The following is a 16,608-nucleotide window of genomic DNA, read 5'->3' on the forward strand; positions in this document are numbered from 1 at the left end:
ACAGATAATTACTTAAGCAAAATTAATTACACATCCAGAGGCGGAAACTGTACGCTAAAGTAGTAGAAAGGGTCAATCCTCAAGAGGATGATGTGCGCTTCTATGGGATTTCCGAAGAAGCTGTCTCTAGATTGTTGGTGATGGGAGGTTCTCCTCCTCAACTACCCCCAAATCTCTACATCATCTAGCTTGTCCCCCAACTCTTGACTGAAAATCGATGCACCCCCTCCCCGACCTAAAACCCCGATTCTCTGGTTGAGGTGCGTCGATTGCTCTCCCAGTCAGGGTTCTACCCTTTGGTATCGGGACTTTTACCCCCCCCGGAACCACTTTTTAACCCTCTTTTTGCAGGTGCGTCGATTTGGGGGTCTGTCTTCCCCTCTCGATGAGACTTTCCAAGGGGTACTCCTTACCTATTAGGTCAAATAGGATTAGTTGGAAACCAGAGGCACCATTTACGTGGGGACCGTGACTATCCTTACCTATTAGGTCAAATAGGATTAGTTGGAAACCGCAGTGGAACCAGTTCTTTGTTCAAATCCTCCACCTCCTTACCTATTAGGTCAAATAGGATTAGTTGGAAACAACTTTTCATCAATCCCATCAGCCTTTACATTGTCCTTACCTATTAGGTCAAATAGGATTAGTTGGAAACCTTCTTGATGGGGACATCGGTCTTCAACATATCTACCTTACCTATTAGGTCAAATAGGATTAGTTGGAAACTTCAATTAATTTCTGGTTTTCCGAAACTTCAGGAGCACCTTACCTATTAGGTCAAATAGGATTAGTTGGAAACTGGTATAAAGCCACCATCATAAATTGAGACATATCATTAATGCCTTACCTATTAGGTCAAATAGGATTAGTTGGAAACCTGCTTTTGCAAAGACTCTTGCTCTGCCACAAGAGGCATTGCCTTACCTATTAGGTCAAATAGGATTAGTTGAAAACTTTTCCATCTTGATAATCGGTTATCGGTTCTGATAATCTCCTTACCTATTAGGCCAAATAGGATTAGTTGGAAACTCCAGGGATTTTATCTTCCCCACCAAAATTTATCTGCCTTACCTATTAGGTCAAATAGGATTAGTTGGAAACAATTTTTCTACCAAGAACTGCATAAGCTCTTCAGAAAAGCTTACCTATTAGGTCAAATAGGATTAGTTGGAAACTGCTCAACACTTCCCCGCTAGGATGATGCACAGTGTACCTTACCTATTAGGTCAAATAGGATTAGTTGGAAACATTTGCTTCATGGTCATCCCCCCTGTCGTATCCTGACCTTACCTATTAGGTCAAATAGGATTAGTTGGAAACGTTAGAGTCATTTTATCCACGGAATCGTATGTTGACTCACCTTACCTATTAGGTCAAATAGGATTAGTTGGAAACTAGAAAAAGGGTTTCTTTATAAACCCTTTTTCTGCCTTTCAATTTTGTCGAAATATCTATAAGTAGGTGGGTGGAATTAAATATAAAATGAACGTAGGTTGGGTTGAAGCATGAAACCCAACGCCCGCATGGGTTACGCTACCGCTAACCCATCCTACAAATAATTGTGCCTACCTACTTAGGACATTCTGGGCGCACGCGATGCGCCCCTACCATTGGCACAATAATAATATTATTATTGTAGGGGCGAATTGCATTCGCCCTCTTTAATTGGAAACCCTTTTTCTAATAAATTCTATCAAATATATCTTGACAAAAATCGATAAAAATGCTACAATTAGGCGTGATTGTTCGCTAAAACTGGAAACATGGTTAAGACAGTAATATGTTCATCAATCCGTTAGGATTCCTAACAATAAAAAGTCATGACAGTCTTAGAAATGCTCACCGTTCCCTTTTGCTCTCCCCTTGCTGGCAGCCTTGGCGAATAGATAATTAAAATAACTCAAATAGGACTGCCCTAGCAGTTCTTTCTAGGTAAAGTTGCAATTTTTAATCAATTGTTAAAATATTAAAAGGATGCTAAAGATAGCGGCTAGGGTTTCCAGAGTGAGCTATCCTAGAGATAGTACTTACTCCATTCTCCCCCATGCTCGATCGAGTTCTCCATAGTCGTTATCAAGTCCAACAGTTACTGGGAAAAAAAACTATCTTAGCTAGGGACAGACACACCACCCAGTTAGTTATCATTAAACTTATTTCTGTTCCTAGGGGACAAGGGAGTCAGTTTATCGAAGAAATAACCGGTAAAATTGCCCTATTGCGACAACTCTCCCACCCATCTCTCCCCAAATACCTCGATAGCTTTGAGATAGATTCATCCCAAGAACAAATCATCGCTATTGTCCGACCTTATTTATCAGCGCAGCCTTTAGAAAACTATCTTAACTCCAGTTATTTGTTAGCAGAACAAGATCTCAAACAAATTGCCAAATATCTTTTGGAGATTCTCTCCTATCTCCATCAGCAGGATGTCCCCATTAACCACGGCAATATTAAACTTAGTAATATCCTCTTTGATACCCAGTCCCATCGTTTTTATCTAGTTGATTTTGCCTTTGATTCCGATTCTCCCACCACGGACTTACAGGATATAGGTAAAAGTTTGATTAGTTTAGCCACGGGAATTAAGCATCGTTACATACCCGAAAACTTTGAACAAAAAACTAATCTAAGCGCTTTTTTTATCTATTGGTTAAAAAGATTATCAAACTCCCCCCCAGACTCTCATTTTCGTTCGGTGACAGAAGCTTTAGCCAGCTTATATAGTTGTCAATTGATCCTAGTATCTATTGGCAATCTGACCAAACCCTACGGCAGCGAAGTTACTGTTTATAAAACAGATAATCTCCTGCAAATAAAAATCGCTAGTAAAACCAAACAAAAGTTTTTCAATAATCTCAAAACCCAGTTAAGACAGTTTTTACCATCCCTATTCTTTGCGATTACCCTCTTAACCATAGTCGGTATTTATGATCTCAAACTGGTCGCTTTTTTAATCCCAATTATCCTAATTTTTCTGCTCAATTTAATCTCCTCTAGTTTATCTTGGCAGTTATGGAAATCTTTTTGGCAGGGGGAACTAGAGTTAAAAATTACCCCCAAAAAAGTTTCTCTCTACCAAAAACTCTGGGGGCTGAAATTTAAACTAACTGCCGATGCTGCTAGTTCCGAAATTTATAGTCTCATTCGTCGCAATGTCACCGTCACTATGCAGGGAGAAAATGTTAATATTATTCCTCCTTCTCTGGTTCTCGTTGCCAACCATCGAGAATATATTATCACTGCCAGTGAAGATGTTAGCGAAGCCGAATTAGATTGGTTGGCACAACAGTTAAGTGATTGGCTACGTTTACCGATTACGAGAATTTAAGGTGTATTAAGCTACGTTAACACACCCCAAATTTATCTATAAATTAACCGATAACATCTTCCGATTTAATCAGATGCGCTTCTAGGAACCAGAGACGTTTATCGATGTCCCGGGAAATTTCCGTATAGAGATCTGCTGTGTCGGCATCCCCTTGATTGCCAGTGGTATCAATAGCAGAACGAAGATGGGCGGCGTATAAGGCATAACGTTCGGCTAAAGCAACGATATGTTCACTACCATCGACGATATCAGCCGGATATTCCGGCAGAATCGAGTTAGCGGCGGCGATGCGCGCTGTTCCCAAAGCGGTTCCACCTAAAGCGGTAATCCGTTCTGCTACCATGTCCCCATAGCCTTCTAATTCCGTGGCCATTTCGTCGAAGAGGTTGTGCAATTGGTAGAAATTTAAACCTTTTACATTCCAGTGGGCCTGTTTAACCTGAGTTTTTAGGTCTAAACTAGCGGCAAGGGTTTGGCTTAGGATTTCAACCACAGCTTTGCGGATATCTAATGCTAAATCGATGCGGGTGGCGTAGTATTGTCCCGTGGTTTTGGTTTTGACTGGAGTGGCTACCATAATCTTTCTCCTTGATCAGTTAACAGAATAGCTGATTAATTATGCTCCTAAATGAGCTGCTAACTCTTCCGAACCGCCAATTAATTTGCCGTCAATGAAGACTTGTGGGGTGGTGGTATTGCCACTCATGGCCCGCAGAGAACGACTGGTGGCATCCCGTCCGAGGATAATTTCTTCGTATTGTAGGCCTTTTTCCTCTAACATTTTCTTAGCCCGGAGGCAGTAGGGACAGCCTACTTTCGAGAAAAGAGAGACTAAAGGCGGTTTTTTGGCTTCTGGGTTGATATAGTGTAACATCGTTTCCGCATCGGAGACTTTGAAAGGATCTCCCGGTTCTTCCGGTTCGATGAACATTTTCTCGATAACACCATCTTTGACTAGCATCGAATAGCGCCAAGAACGTTTACCGAAACCTAAGTCAGCTTTATCGACTAACATCCCCATTCCTGCGCTAAATTCGCCGTTACCGTCGGGAATCAAGACGACATTATCACATTCTTGGTCTTTTGCCCACTCGTTCATGACAAAGGTATCATTCACCGACAAGCAAACAATAGCATCTACGCCATTTTCCCGAAAAACTGGGGCTAATTCGTTATATCCGGGTAAATGGGAGGTGGAACAGGTGGGAGTGAATGCCCCGGGTAAGGCAAAAAGAACAACGGTTTTTCCTTTGAATAATTCCTCGCTGGTGATGTTCACCCATTGATTATTTTGACGCACGGGAAAGGTGACATCGGGAACTCTCTTCCCTTCTCGGTTTGGTAACATAATCATCAACTCCTAATTGCTAAGTCGTACTCATTTCGAGTTTATCTAAATTAAGTGTACTCATAACGACTATGAGTTGTCAACAAGTATTTATACTTAAATTAGTTACTGAAGGCAAGAGGCAAGGGCCTCCAAGAAAGAATCTGGCAATTCTCCCACCTAAAAAGAAGATTAGAAACTAAGTACATCAAAGCTTTTAGCTGAACAAATAAGGTTTTAGATTCGTCCGTTGTTATCAGTTACTTCTGTCTCCTGTATACTGTCTCCTGTCTCCCTTCTCCCCACTTCCCCACCTCCCAATTCATAATTCATAATTGATAATTCATAATTCCCACTTCTCCCCACACCCCACCCCTTTTTTTACTGAAAAATGATGTTTCCCTTCCTGAAAAAAAGCTATAAATGGCTAGGACTAGCGATAATAACGGTGATTTTGGCGATTACACCCGCCGTCATTGCCCAATCAACCACTAGCGCCATACCTCTGGCAAAAATTAACTGGTTACAGGCAATTTTTTTGGGATTCGTGCAGGGAGTGACGGAATTTTTGCCGATTAGCAGTACCGCTCATCTAAAAGCGATTCCCGTCTTTTTGGGTTGGGGAGATCCCGGTGTCACCTATACGGCAGTGATTCAATTGGGCAGTATTGCGGCGGTATTGTCCTATTTTTGGCAGGATTTAAGGCAAATATCCACGGGAATGGTGAAAGCTGTGGCTAGTTCCGATTATCGTTCCCAGGATTTTCGTTTGGCCGTGGGGATTATCCTAGGCACAATTCCGATCGTTTTCTTCGGTTTGTTAATGAAACTTTTCATTCCCGATTTAGATAATTCCCCCCTGAGAAGCATGACTGCGATCGCCTGTGCCTCTATAGTCATGTCTTTACTCTTAGGTACGGCCGAAAAAATCGGGAAACATAAACGCAGTTTTGAGACTTTGCGACAAAAAGACGGGGTTTTAATGGGATTAGCCCAAGCTTTAGCGCTAATACCGGGGGTATCTCGTTCTGGGTCCACCTTAACTGCCGGGTTATTCATGGGTTTAGAAAGGGCCGTAGCGGCGCGATTTTCCTTTCTGTTGGGGATTCCGGCGATAACTTTAGCCGGTTTAGTGGAATTTAAAGGAGTTCTCGACCAGATTAACACCAGTGAATTAATTCCCCTGGCTATTGGGGTAATTTCCTCGGCGCTATTTTCCTATCTTTCGATCGCTTGGTTATTAGATTATCTCAAAAAACAGAGTACCTGGGTTTTTGTCTGGTATCGTCTCTTTTTCGGGGTTACTATCCTGATTGGTGTGGCCTTGGGTCGTTTTTCCTGACCTTTTGGCATTCTAATTAATTTCTAAAAAATCTTGCAATTTTTGTAGATAAGTAGGGGCATCTTCTAACATGGGAAAGTGAGCAGTATTAGCCATCTCCACATACTGGATATTATTATTCAAATCCGCCGCCATTTTGCCCATTTTGGCGGGGATAATAATGTCTTTTTCCCCCGATACTAAAAGAGTTGGTATCTTAATCTCGGCAAATTTACCCGGCATAATTTCCACTGCTTTTTTACTCACAGATGTATAAATTGTGCCTAGGGCGGCCTCGTAATCTGCCGCTAAAAAATCCTCTAAAAAAGCAATTCTTTCTAATTTTGGGATCGATCGATGCAAGAATCTCGCCATAAATAATCGATCGGCAAAAGGTACTTTTAAAAACCAATCATAACGAAACTGTACCACATACTTACCGAATTTATGAAAGGCAGCAAAAGCCGCTTTATTATACTCAAAAATGCCATTACAGGTTAAAACTGCTTTCACCACTCTTTCGGGGTACATAGTAATAAAAAAAGTCGCCACCGATGCCCCCATAGAGTGACTATTGAGATAGATTTTTTCCATTTCCAAACTATCTAAAAACAAGGCCAAATCAAGGGCATATTCTTCTAAATCGTAGGAAAGATCGGGGGATTTTTCTGGCAATTTAGACCGACCAAAACCGCGCATATCGTACAATAAACAATCAAAGCGATCGCAAATTGCCGCAGCCGTCGATCGCCAATAGCGTCCCGATCCTCCCCAACCATGAATAAACACCATCACTGGCTTTTTTTGGGGAGATTCCGACTGTCGAATCCACTCGTAATAATGGGGAACACCGCGAACAGTGATTGTTTTATCGATTATTTGAGTTTTCATGATAGATGTCGTCTTCCAGATTATCCCAAATCTTAGCCAGTGCAGTTTCGCTGACTTTTTGCCAGAAATCCGAGTTTGTCTCCTCTGGGATGAGGGTGACTAAAACCCTAGTACCCTCCGGAATCGGCACGGATTCGAGGAGTTCGATCCGGCCTTCTTTGATGATCGCAGGAACGGTGTTCAGCATGGTTAACCTCGATTTTTCCCCTTAAGCGGATTCTTGACTGGGTAGAGAGGAAGGATGAACCAATAGATCTGCCGTGGAACGTTTTTCCACCATTTCGCGGGTGATTAAACAGCGTTTCACGTCCTTGCGCGAGGGCAATTCGTACATGACATCGAGCATTAATTCCTCGACAATACCCCGTAGGGCCCGGGCCCCGGTTTTGCGACGATAGGCCTCTTGGGCGATCGCTAGGACGGCATCAGATTTAAACTCTAACTGTACATTGTCCATCTTCAACAGTTTTTGATACTGTTTCACCAAAGCGTTGCGGGGTTGCGTCAGGATAGCGATTAAAGCTTCCTCATCCAGGGGTGACAGTGCCGCTAGGACGGGAATCCGACCGACAAACTCCGGAATCATGCCAAATTTGACTAAATCATCGGGAGTCATTTGTTTTAATAACCCTGCCGCTACCTTATCCTTACTAGCTTGGCCATCTCCCGGTTGAATAAAGCCCATGGATTTTTTACCGAGACGCTGATCGATCACCTTATCTAAACCAACAAACGCCCCACCGCAGATAAACAGGATATTGCTGGTGTCAATCTGAATACAATCCTGATAGGGGTGTTTGCGGCCGCCTTGGGGGGGAACATTGGCAATCGTTCCCTCTAACATTTTCAGTAAAGCTTGCTGAACACCTTCTCCGGACACATCCCGGGTAATCGAGGTATTTTCGCTCTTGCGGGCAATTTTATCGATTTCATCGATGTAGATAATGCCCCGCTGCGCCTCTTCCACGTCTAAATCTGCCACTTGTAACAGACGCAAGAGAATATTTTCCACATCTTCCCCCACATAACCGGCCTCGGTTAACGTGGTGGCATCGGCGACAGCAAAAGGTACATCGAGGATTTTGGCCAGAGTTTGAGCCAGAAGGGTTTTTCCCGATCCTGTGGGACCAATTAACAGAATATTGGATTTTTGCAGTTCGATGCTATCTTCTGGACTACCGCCACCGGCTTTTTGGGTTTGGATATCTTTGAGGCGTTTGTAATGGTTATAAACGGCCACAGACAGCACTTTTTTCGCCTCATTTTGACCGATAACGTAGTCATCGAGGTATTTTTTAATCTCTCTTGGTTTGGGAATTTGTTCCCAAGTGGTTTTATTTTGGCCCGATCGCCGTTTGTTGGGACGTTCCTCCACTGGGGCGACCGGACTGGGCGGTTCCATCAACTCCTCATCGAGAATTTCGTTACACAGTTCCACACACTCGTCACAAATATAGACCCCCGGCCCGGCGATTAATTTTCGCACTTGTTCCTGGGATTTGCCGCAAAATGAACACTTGAGGTGGGAGTCGTATTTAGACATAGTTTATTAATTTACAGGGAAGTAACGGGAACGGTAGGATCGGGCAGTTCGGGACGGGAAATCACCAGATCGATTAACCCATATTCTTTGGCTTCGACGGCCGACATGAAAAAGTCCCGTTCGGTGTCGTTGGCGATGCGATCGTAGGGTTGACCAGTGTGGTGAGCCAGCATGGTATTGAGTCTCTGTTTAATATAGAGGATCTCTTTGGCTTGGATGGCGATATCACTAGCTTGACCTTGGGCGCCGCCGAGGGGTTGGTGAATCATGATCCGGCTACTGGGTAGGGACATCCGTTTACCTGCCGCGCCACCACAAAGCAGGAATGCTCCCATACTAGCGGCTAAACCGAAACAAATTGTCGCCACGTCGGGGCGAATTTGTTGCATGGTGTCGTAGATAGCCAGTCCGGCATAAACGGAACCACCGGGGGAGTTGATATAAAGTTGGATATCTTTTTCGGGATCTTCTGCCTCCAAGTAGAGGAGTTGGGCGACGATCGAATCAGCGACCTGATCATCGACGGGAGTTCCCAGAAAAACAATTCTCTCGCGCAAGAGTCGAGAATAGATATCAAAAGCCCGTTCACCCATGCCAGACTGTTCGATTACCACGGGTAAAACGTTAGCTAGGGAGTTTCTCCCCGTGTTGGCGTAGATAGCAGGGCGACAATTACTGGTAATTGGGTAGTCAGGTGATCTCGATTCGAGCATAATTTTTTCGGTTCCGCTATCACAATCTTAGGGTTTTTGCTTGGCTGTGGAGCTTTTACTGGCAAATGTGTCAGCATCTTTAGCACTTCTGTCCATCTATTATGCCCTAAGTTTCCCCCGGTTGGCAGGAATCAGTTATCAGTTATCAGTTATCAGTTATCAGTTATCAGTTATCAGTTTTAGACACAGCAAGCCTTTTAGGGATTTAAAGAACATTTAAAAGGGGGTTTTTGGGGCAATTCTGAGTGTACTATCATGCCTAAAAGCCTGAAGACTCGTAAAATGAACTTGTTAATCCCGTTGAATTTTACCCCGTATTACGTGAACTAAAACCTGAAACCCTTGCTACAGCGCAAATTTAGAATTGCTGAGTTATCAGGGAATGGGGGGATGGGGGAATGGGGGAATTAAACTAATACCCCAATACCCCAACACCCCAACACCCCAACACCCCAACACGACTGCTAACTCCTTACGGTTATTCTTCCTCAGCCTCAGCTGCCAACACTTCCACTTCGGTGAATGCGAAGGTTTCTTCTGTTTCCTCCTCCTCGCTTGTTTCTTCCTCTAGGGAACCTTTGGGGACGAGGGTGATAGTAGCTTTTTCTTTCAGCCATGCCAGGGTGTTTTCCGCCAGGATTTCTTCGGTGATCACCTGCTCCAGACGCTGCATATCTATGTCGCGATCGGACAATTGCGCCATGATTTTGGCGATTTTTTCCGTTACCGCTTCGGCACTGACTTCAATGCCGGCGACTTTAGCCAATTCCTGCACCACCAGAGTCTGTTTCAGACTTTCGATCGCATCGGGACGGGTGCTTTCCCGCATTTTGGGAATATTATCTTTTGTAAACAACTGGTTGACATCTAGCCCCATTTGTTGGAACTGCATGAAGCTTTGGGTCAAAATATGCGTCACTTCCTTCTCGATCAGCGTCTCCGGTAAATCTAAAGTCGCACCTTTGACCAATTCCTCAGTTAAGGCCTCATAAATGCTGTCTTTGGTTTCCTTCTCCGCTTGTTCTTGGAAACGTTTCTCTAAACTTGCTCTTAATTCGGCGATTGTCTCCTGATCGCTGACTTCTTGGGCAAAATCGTCGTCAAGCTCTGGTAATTCCTTTGCCTTTAACTCTTTCATCGTAATGGTAAAAATTACCGCTTTTGCTGCCACATCTTCTTTGGGATAATCTTCTGGGAAAGTTAAAGTCATCTCTTTGACTTCTTCCGGTTTCATGCCGACAATTCCTTCCACCATCCCCTCGATAAAGCGTCCTGGTTCCATATCCACCCGCAGATCTTCGCCGTCAATATCCGGGATATCCTCGCCAGTTTCGACGGATTTTCCCCGATAATCAACGATCGCCACATCTCCCAGCTGCGCCCCGCGATCTTCCACGGGAACCAATGTTGCTAACTGTTCTTGACGCTCTTTAAACCAATTTTCCACGGATTCGGGATCATAAACAGTTTCTTCGGCAGTAACGCTCAGATTTTCGTAATCTCCGAGAACAATTGTCGGGGCCACATCCACGGAAACTGAAAAAGTCAAAGCTTTACCCGGTTCATAGGCAGCGATCAAATCCTCAAACTTAGACAATAGCTGGGGATTACCCAGGGACTCGATCCCCTCCTGTTTCAGGGCAGATTCGAGGCAATTTTCGATTAATTCCTCAATTACTGCCGCTTTTACCGCTTTAGTTCCCAATCTTTGCAGAAGAATCTGACGGGGAACCTTGCCGGGGCGAAAACCGGGTATATTGGCCGACTTCGCTAAATTCTTGACCACTTGCTCGTGGGTGTTTTTCGTGGTTTCGGCGGGAATTTCAATTTCTAAACCTATCTGACTGGCAGGAAGCTTTTCCTGAATAACTTTCATCGATTTTTCTAGCTCTTACGACAAGGAACGTTTATAATAGGGTGAGCGGTGTTTGCGCCGGCGCTGGATCCCTCCCGCTCATGATATTCTAGGGGAATAGCTGCAGTTGTTCCCCAAGCTGTCACAATCTTTTTATTTTAGCGGTCAATGGGGTATATTTAATTTATTCCGTCCTTGGGGCAGTTAAGCCCAATCAGAAAATTTTGCTGATCAAAGGCCGATGAATCCAAGTTTTAGAATAACTCGGTGGACAAAAAAGATTTTTTACTTTAACGATTTCTTCGGATCATTATCATCACCCAACTCGTCAGGAGGTCACACAATTTGAGTCAAAAAGTACGGGTCGCTATTTTAGGGGCCACCGGGGCCGTGGGAACGGAATTACTAGAGTTATTAGCTAGTCGTCAATTTCCTCTCGCTAGTCTAAAATTACTCGCTTCCGAGCGTTCTGCTGGAAAAAGCCTCGATTTTCAGGGCGAAAGTCTGCTAATCGAAGCGGTAAACGAGCGCTCTTTTCAGGACGTGGATATCGTTCTTGCTTCTGCGGGGGGGTCCACCTCGAAAGCTTGGGCGAAAACTATTGTCGAGTCGGGTGCGACGATGATCGATAACTCCAGCGCTTTTCGCATGAATCCCGAAGTGCCTTTAGTTGTCCCGGAAATCAATCCCGACAGTGTGGACAATCACCGAGGCATTATCGCTAATCCCAACTGTACGACAATTCTTTTAGGAGTGGCGATCTGGCCTCTCCACCAAGTACAGGCGATCAAGCGAGTAGTAGTTTCTACTTATCAGTCCGCCAGTGGTGCTGGGGCCCGAGCCATGGAGGAGGTAAAACAGCAAGCACAAGCAATTCTTGACAATCGGCAACCTCCCACTAATTCCTTCCCCTATCCCCTCGCTTTTAATCTTTTTCCCCACAATACCCCGATTAATGGTCAGGGGTACTGCGAGGAGGAAATGAAAATGGTCAACGAAACCCGCAAGATTTTTGCTTGTCCAGAGCTGCGGGTTAGCGCCACCTGTGTGAGGGTTCCCGTCCTGCGGGCCCATTCGGAATCAGTTAACCTAGAATTTAGTCGGCCTTTTTCTGTGGTGAAGGCTAGAGAAATTCTTCAGTCCGCTCCGGGGGTAAGATTAGTGGAAGATTGGGACGCTAATTATTTTCCCATGCCAATTGATGCTAGTGGTCGCGATGAAGTATTAGTGGGACGCATTCGTCAAGATATATCCCATCCTAACGGTCTAGAATTGTGGCTATGCGGCGATCAAATTCGCAAGGGTGCGGCTTTAAATGCCGTACAAATTGCCGAACTTTTAGTCAAGAAAAATCTCGTCGGTTCAAGATTAGCAACAGTTTGATAATTAAGCTATCGGCCTTCAGCTAGGTCAAGGCGATAATAATTAGACCTCTGGTAAAAATCAAAAATGGTTGTTAGGGTTAGGATCCGGTAGTCAGTAGTCAGGAGAATTAAGAATGAATAATTTTATGCAATTTAATCCTTATTTTTGCCGTTTTTGAAACCTCAAAAATTAATGAGGCAAGAGGTTAACTAGAAAAATAGCTAATTAATCGGATAAATAAAGGCTGATTGTTGAACGCTCAAAACCCGATAACAAAGACCGAATCTAAAACCTAATTTGTTAAGCTAAAAGCCTCGATGTACTTAGTTTCTAACCTTCTTTTTAGGTAAGCGGATTGCCAGATTCTTTCTTTTGCCTCTTGCCTTCAGAAGCTGATAACTGATAACTGATAACTGATAACTGATCAATGAGTGAAACAACATATTTTGGACGAGTAATTACGGCGATGGTGACTCCCTTCACCGTCGAGGGTCAAGTTAATTATGCTATGGTGGAAAAGTTGGCCGATTATCTAGTTACTCACGGTAGCGATGGTATAGTGGTCTGTGGGACGACGGGAGAATCCCCCACCCTAAGTTGGCAGGAAGAATACGAACTATTTAGTATTGTCAAAAAAGCAGTTAATGGTCGGGGAAAAGTGATCGCGGGGACGGGTTCTAATTCCACTTCCGAAGCGATCGAAGCTAGTCAACAGGCCGCTAAACTGGGTTTGGATGGTTCTTTACAAGTGGTTCCTTACTACAATAAACCTCCCCAAGAGGGTTTATACGAGCATTTTCTGACCATTGCCAAAGCTTGTCCCGATCTGCCGGTGATGCTTTATAATATCCCCGGTCGTACGGGTCAAAATATGACCCCAGAAACGATTATTAAACTGGCAGCAGTTGATAATATTGTGGCGGTAAAAGAAGCTAGTGGTAATTTAGAACAAACCTGCAAGATTTACTGTCATACTCCTGAAAATTTCGCTATTTATTCCGGGGATGATTTTCTCACCTTACCCCTGATGACCTGTGGTGCGGTGGGAGTGGTCAGTGTTGCCAGTCATCTAGTGGGAGAAGAAATCCAAGCAATGATTCAAGCTTTCTTAACCGGAGATGCGGCCAAAGCGACCGAGATTAACTTGAAATTATTTCCGTTGTTTAAAGGTTTATTCTGTGCCACTAATCCAATTCCAATTAAAGCGGCCTTAAATCTAGTTGGTTGGGAAGTGGGGGGTCTAAGACTTCCTTTATGTTCCTTAAGTCCCGATCTAGAAGAAGGATTAGCAAAAATTATGCAAGAATTGGCTTTAATCTAGAAAAATACTAGAAATTCTTGCTCACTAAACTAGGATTTTTTCGAGAAATAGGTTATAATGTTAATAGCTTAACTAGAAGAAAAATATAGTTTAGAACGGTCAGAAAGTATTGATATAAGTGAACTTAACTAGGTGTTATCCTCCTAGTTAAACTTAATTCCAACTATTCATTTTTTGAGATTTACCATCTACAAAAACCACCGAAAAAATCACCATAACTTACCATCAAAGGATACCTAATGAGTCAAGATAAAACCCAAGCAAAACTAAAGATCATTCCCCTAGGAGGATTACACGAAATCGGCAAAAACACCTGTGTTTTTGAATACGATGATGAGATTATTCTCCTCGATGCTGGTTTAGCTTTTCCTTCCGATGATATGCACGGGGTGAATGTAGTGCTTCCCGATATGACTTATCTAAGGGAAAATCGCCATAAAATTAAGGGTATGATCGTCACCCACGGTCACGAAGATCATATCGGTGGCATTCCCTACCATCTCAAACAATTTGATGTACCAATTATCTACGGTCCGCGCCTAGCGATGGCTTTATTGCGGGATAAATTGGAAGAAGCAGGATTAGCAAATCGTACCAAATTAGAAACCGTTGCTCCTCGGCAAATGGTGCGTTTAGGTAAATCTTTCATGGTGGAATATATCCGCAATACCCACTCGATCGCCGATAGTTTTTGTGTAGCAATTCACACTCCTTTAGGGGTAGTTATTCACACAGGAGATTTTAAAATTGACCATACTCCCGTGGATGGTGAGTTTTTTGATCTACAAAAAATTGCCGAACATGGCGAGAAAGGGGTGCTATGTTTATTGAGTGATTCCACTAACGCAGAAGTACCCGGTTATACTCCCTCGGAAGCTTCCGTTTATCCTGGGTTAGAGCGGGTTTTTAACCAAGCAACGGGACGGATTATGATCACTACCTTTGCCTCCTCGGTGCATCGGATTAATCTGGTGTTGAAATTGGCCCAGAAATTTAACCGGAAAGTGGTGGTAGTGGGTCGATCGATGTTAAATGTCATCGCTCATGCGCGTAATTTGGGGTATATAAAATGTCCCGACGATCTATTTGAACCCTTAAAAGCGACCCGCAATTTAGCCGATGATAAAATCGTCATTTTAACCACAGGCTCCCAGGGGGAACCTTTAGCGGCCATGACGCGGATTTCTAAGGGTGAACATCCTCATATTCGCGTGCGTCAGGGGGATACGATTGTCTTTTCCGCTAATCCGATTCCGGGTAATACCATCGCCGTGGTCAATACAATTGATCGCCTGATGATGCAGGGTGCTAACGTGGTTTACGGACGCGATAAGGGAATTCACGTTTCCGGCCATGGTTCCCAAGAAGACCATAAATTGATGCTATCTTTGACCCGGCCGAAGTTTTTTGTGCCAGTGCATGGAGAACACCGAATGCTGGTCAAACACGCTCAGATGGCCCAAAGTATGGGTATTCCCGCCGAAAATATGGTAATTGTCAAAAATGGTGACACGATCGAGTTAACTGGCGATCGCATTGGTCTCGGCGCGCCAGTGCCTTCGGGAATCGAGTTAGTCGATCAAGCGGGTGTAGTCCACGAACACATTATGCAGGAAAGACAACAGTTAGCTGAAGATGGTGTGATTACGATCGCGGCCTTCGTTAACGGGGAGGGACAATTAAGCGCACCTCCAGAGATTAATTTGCGCGGTGTGGTGACAAAAGTGGAAATCTCGCTGCTGAATCAGTTAATTATTCGGGCGATCGAACGCTGTTTAAGCGATCGCATCGGTGAATTTAAAACCGCCACGGGGATTCAGGATTGGGCCGGTTTGCGGGCCGAAATCGAGACGACTTTGCAGCGTTTAATCAAACGGGAGTTACAGAGTCAACCTCTAGTGATCTTCCTCCTACAAGCGGCGGCAACGGAACCAGCGAACAATCGTACTTATCGCCGCCGTCGTCCCGCAGCCACCATGGCCTCCTAATAGCAGTGAGCAGTGAGCAGTAATCAGTAATCAGTGATCAGTAAACAGTGAAAAGATGGCAAGAAACTGCTATTTAATACTGGTCACTTAACACATACTGCTCACTTAAAACTCAAATCTGATAACTGTTAACTTACCCACTGATAACTGATAACTGATAACTGATAACTGATAACTGTCATGTTCCATGCTGCCGATTTGCGATCGCTGCTGACCGCGGTTGCCAGGGGAGAAATTAACCCGGAGACAGCCTTAGATAAACTTAAACATCTGGCCTTTGAACCGGTGGAAGACTTCGCTAAGATTGACCATCATCGTCAATTAAGGACGGGATTTCCGGAGGTTATCTGGGGGCCGGGTAAAACCACCGCTCAAATCGCCCAAATTATCCATGTTTTGCGTCAAAATAGTCCCGTGGTTATGGCCACCCGCATTGAAGCAGAGATAGCAGCCCAGCTACAGGAACAGGTAACAGACTTAGTTTATTATCCCTTAGCTCGCATCTGTGCCATTGCCGCAGCCGCTCCAGAAAATCCCCCAAAAGGGATAATTTCCATCCTAACGGCGGGAACTGCCGATATTCCCGTAGCGGAGGAGGCGGCGGTTACTGCTCAATTATGCGGTTTTTCCGTGCAGCGTCTCTGGGATGTGGGAGTAGCGGGAATTCATCGCCTTTTGAATCATCGCCATCTACTGGATGCCGCCGATGTGTTAATTGTTGTTGCGGGAATGGAAGGAGCCTTACCAAGTGTGGTAGCGGGATTAGTTGATCGCCCGGTGATCGCCGTTCCCACCAGTATCGGTTACGGAACCAGTTTCGGCGGTATTGCTCCTTTGTTAACTATGCTCAATTCCTGCGCGGTCGGCATCGGTGTGGTTAATATAGATAATGGTTTTGGGGCTGCCATGTTAGCCGGCCAAATTTTACGCACGGCGGCCAGATTAGCCTAGATTTT

At 44.3% G+C, this 16,608-nt stretch carries 13 protein-coding genes and 1 CRISPR repeat array; of the genes, 6 read left to right on the plus strand and 7 right to left on the minus strand.

Going from position 1 to position 16,608, the window contains the following annotated elements:
- Window positions 1–407 precede the first annotated feature (407 nt).
- A CRISPR array of direct repeats spans window positions 408–1,395; the repeat unit is 36 nt; unit sequence CCTTACCTATTAGGTCAAATAGGATTAGTTGGAAAC.
- A gap of 649 nt (window positions 1,396–2,044) precedes the next feature.
- Window positions 2,045–3,328, plus strand: a complete 1,284-nt coding sequence (locus MICAI_RS22050; RefSeq protein WP_008207289.1) for a protein kinase domain-containing protein — start codon at window positions 2,045–2,047, stop codon at window positions 3,326–3,328.
- Window positions 3,329–3,371: 43 nt separating this feature from the next.
- On the opposite strand, the gene dps is transcribed toward MICAI_RS22050, so the two are convergent.
- Together dps and MICAI_RS22060 are read right to left on the minus strand one after the other, a co-directional pair.
- On the minus strand, window positions 3,372–3,905 hold the full coding sequence (dps, locus tag MICAI_RS22055) for a DNA starvation/stationary phase protection protein Dps (RefSeq protein ID WP_008207290.1): 534 nt from the start codon (window positions 3,903–3,905) through the stop codon (window positions 3,372–3,374).
- 39 nt (window positions 3,906–3,944) lie between these two features.
- A complete protein-coding gene (locus MICAI_RS22060; protein ID WP_008207293.1) occupies window positions 3,945–4,676 on the minus strand; it encodes a glutathione peroxidase in 732 nt (243 codons plus the stop codon).
- A 370-nt stretch (window positions 4,677–5,046) separates the two neighbouring features.
- Here MICAI_RS22060 and MICAI_RS22065 point away from each other — a divergent pair, with 370 nt between their 5' ends.
- On the plus strand, window positions 5,047–5,997 hold the full coding sequence (locus MICAI_RS22065) for an undecaprenyl-diphosphate phosphatase (RefSeq protein ID WP_008207294.1): 951 nt from the start codon (window positions 5,047–5,049) through the stop codon (window positions 5,995–5,997).
- Between the two features lie 12 nt (window positions 5,998–6,009).
- Here MICAI_RS22065 and MICAI_RS22070 read toward each other — a convergent pair whose 3' ends face one another.
- From MICAI_RS22070 to tig, 5 genes are all read right to left on the minus strand, one after another.
- On the minus strand, window positions 6,010–6,867 hold the full coding sequence (locus MICAI_RS22070; protein ID WP_008207296.1) for an alpha/beta fold hydrolase: 858 nt from the start codon (window positions 6,865–6,867) through the stop codon (window positions 6,010–6,012).
- The gene (locus MICAI_RS22075; RefSeq protein WP_004160464.1) at window positions 6,845–7,054 is read right to left on the minus strand and encodes a hypothetical protein; all 210 of its coding nucleotides are present in this window, start codon (window positions 7,052–7,054) and stop codon (window positions 6,845–6,847) included. The genes MICAI_RS22070 and MICAI_RS22075 overlap by 23 nt, the downstream gene beginning before the upstream one ends.
- A 21-nt stretch (window positions 7,055–7,075) precedes the next feature.
- Window positions 7,076–8,410: an ATP-dependent protease ATP-binding subunit ClpX gene (gene clpX / locus MICAI_RS22080; RefSeq protein ID WP_008207299.1), complete on the minus strand. Its 1,335-nt coding sequence runs from the start codon at window positions 8,408–8,410 to the stop codon at window positions 7,076–7,078.
- A gap of 11 nt (window positions 8,411–8,421) precedes the next feature.
- The gene (gene clpP / locus MICAI_RS22085; protein WP_002736918.1) at window positions 8,422–9,123 is read right to left on the minus strand and encodes an ATP-dependent Clp endopeptidase proteolytic subunit ClpP; all 702 of its coding nucleotides are present in this window, start codon (window positions 9,121–9,123) and stop codon (window positions 8,422–8,424) included.
- Between the two features lie 478 nt (window positions 9,124–9,601).
- A complete protein-coding gene (gene tig / locus MICAI_RS22090) occupies window positions 9,602–10,999 on the minus strand; it encodes a trigger factor (RefSeq protein ID WP_008207300.1) in 1,398 nt (465 codons plus the stop codon).
- A 324-nt stretch (window positions 11,000–11,323) separates the two neighbouring features.
- Between tig and MICAI_RS22095 the strand changes: the two genes are divergently transcribed.
- The 4 genes from MICAI_RS22095 to larB all read left to right on the plus strand — a co-directional run bounded on the left by MICAI_RS22095 (window position 11,324) and on the right by larB (window position 16,603).
- Window positions 11,324–12,361: an aspartate-semialdehyde dehydrogenase gene (locus MICAI_RS22095; protein ID WP_008207301.1), complete on the plus strand. Its 1,038-nt coding sequence runs from the start codon at window positions 11,324–11,326 to the stop codon at window positions 12,359–12,361.
- A gap of 409 nt (window positions 12,362–12,770) precedes the next feature.
- Window positions 12,771–13,664 carry a 4-hydroxy-tetrahydrodipicolinate synthase gene (gene dapA, locus MICAI_RS22100; protein ID WP_008207302.1) on the plus strand — a complete coding sequence of 298 codons (894 nt, stop codon included), beginning with the start codon at window positions 12,771–12,773 and terminating at the stop codon, window positions 13,662–13,664.
- A 239-nt stretch (window positions 13,665–13,903) separates the two neighbouring features.
- Window positions 13,904–15,652 (plus strand): ribonuclease J, encoded by a 1,749-nt coding sequence (locus MICAI_RS22105; protein ID WP_008207303.1) that lies wholly within the window; start codon window positions 13,904–13,906, stop codon window positions 15,650–15,652.
- A gap of 180 nt (window positions 15,653–15,832) precedes the next feature.
- The gene (gene larB / locus MICAI_RS22110; protein WP_008207304.1) at window positions 15,833–16,603 is read left to right on the plus strand and encodes a nickel pincer cofactor biosynthesis protein LarB; all 771 of its coding nucleotides are present in this window, start codon (window positions 15,833–15,835) and stop codon (window positions 16,601–16,603) included.
- Window positions 16,604–16,608 lie beyond the last annotated feature (5 nt).

The sequence above is a fragment of the Microcystis sp. T1-4 genome (genome assembly GCF_000297435.1).
Taxonomy (GTDB): domain Bacteria; phylum Cyanobacteriota; class Cyanobacteriia; order Cyanobacteriales; family Microcystaceae; genus Microcystis.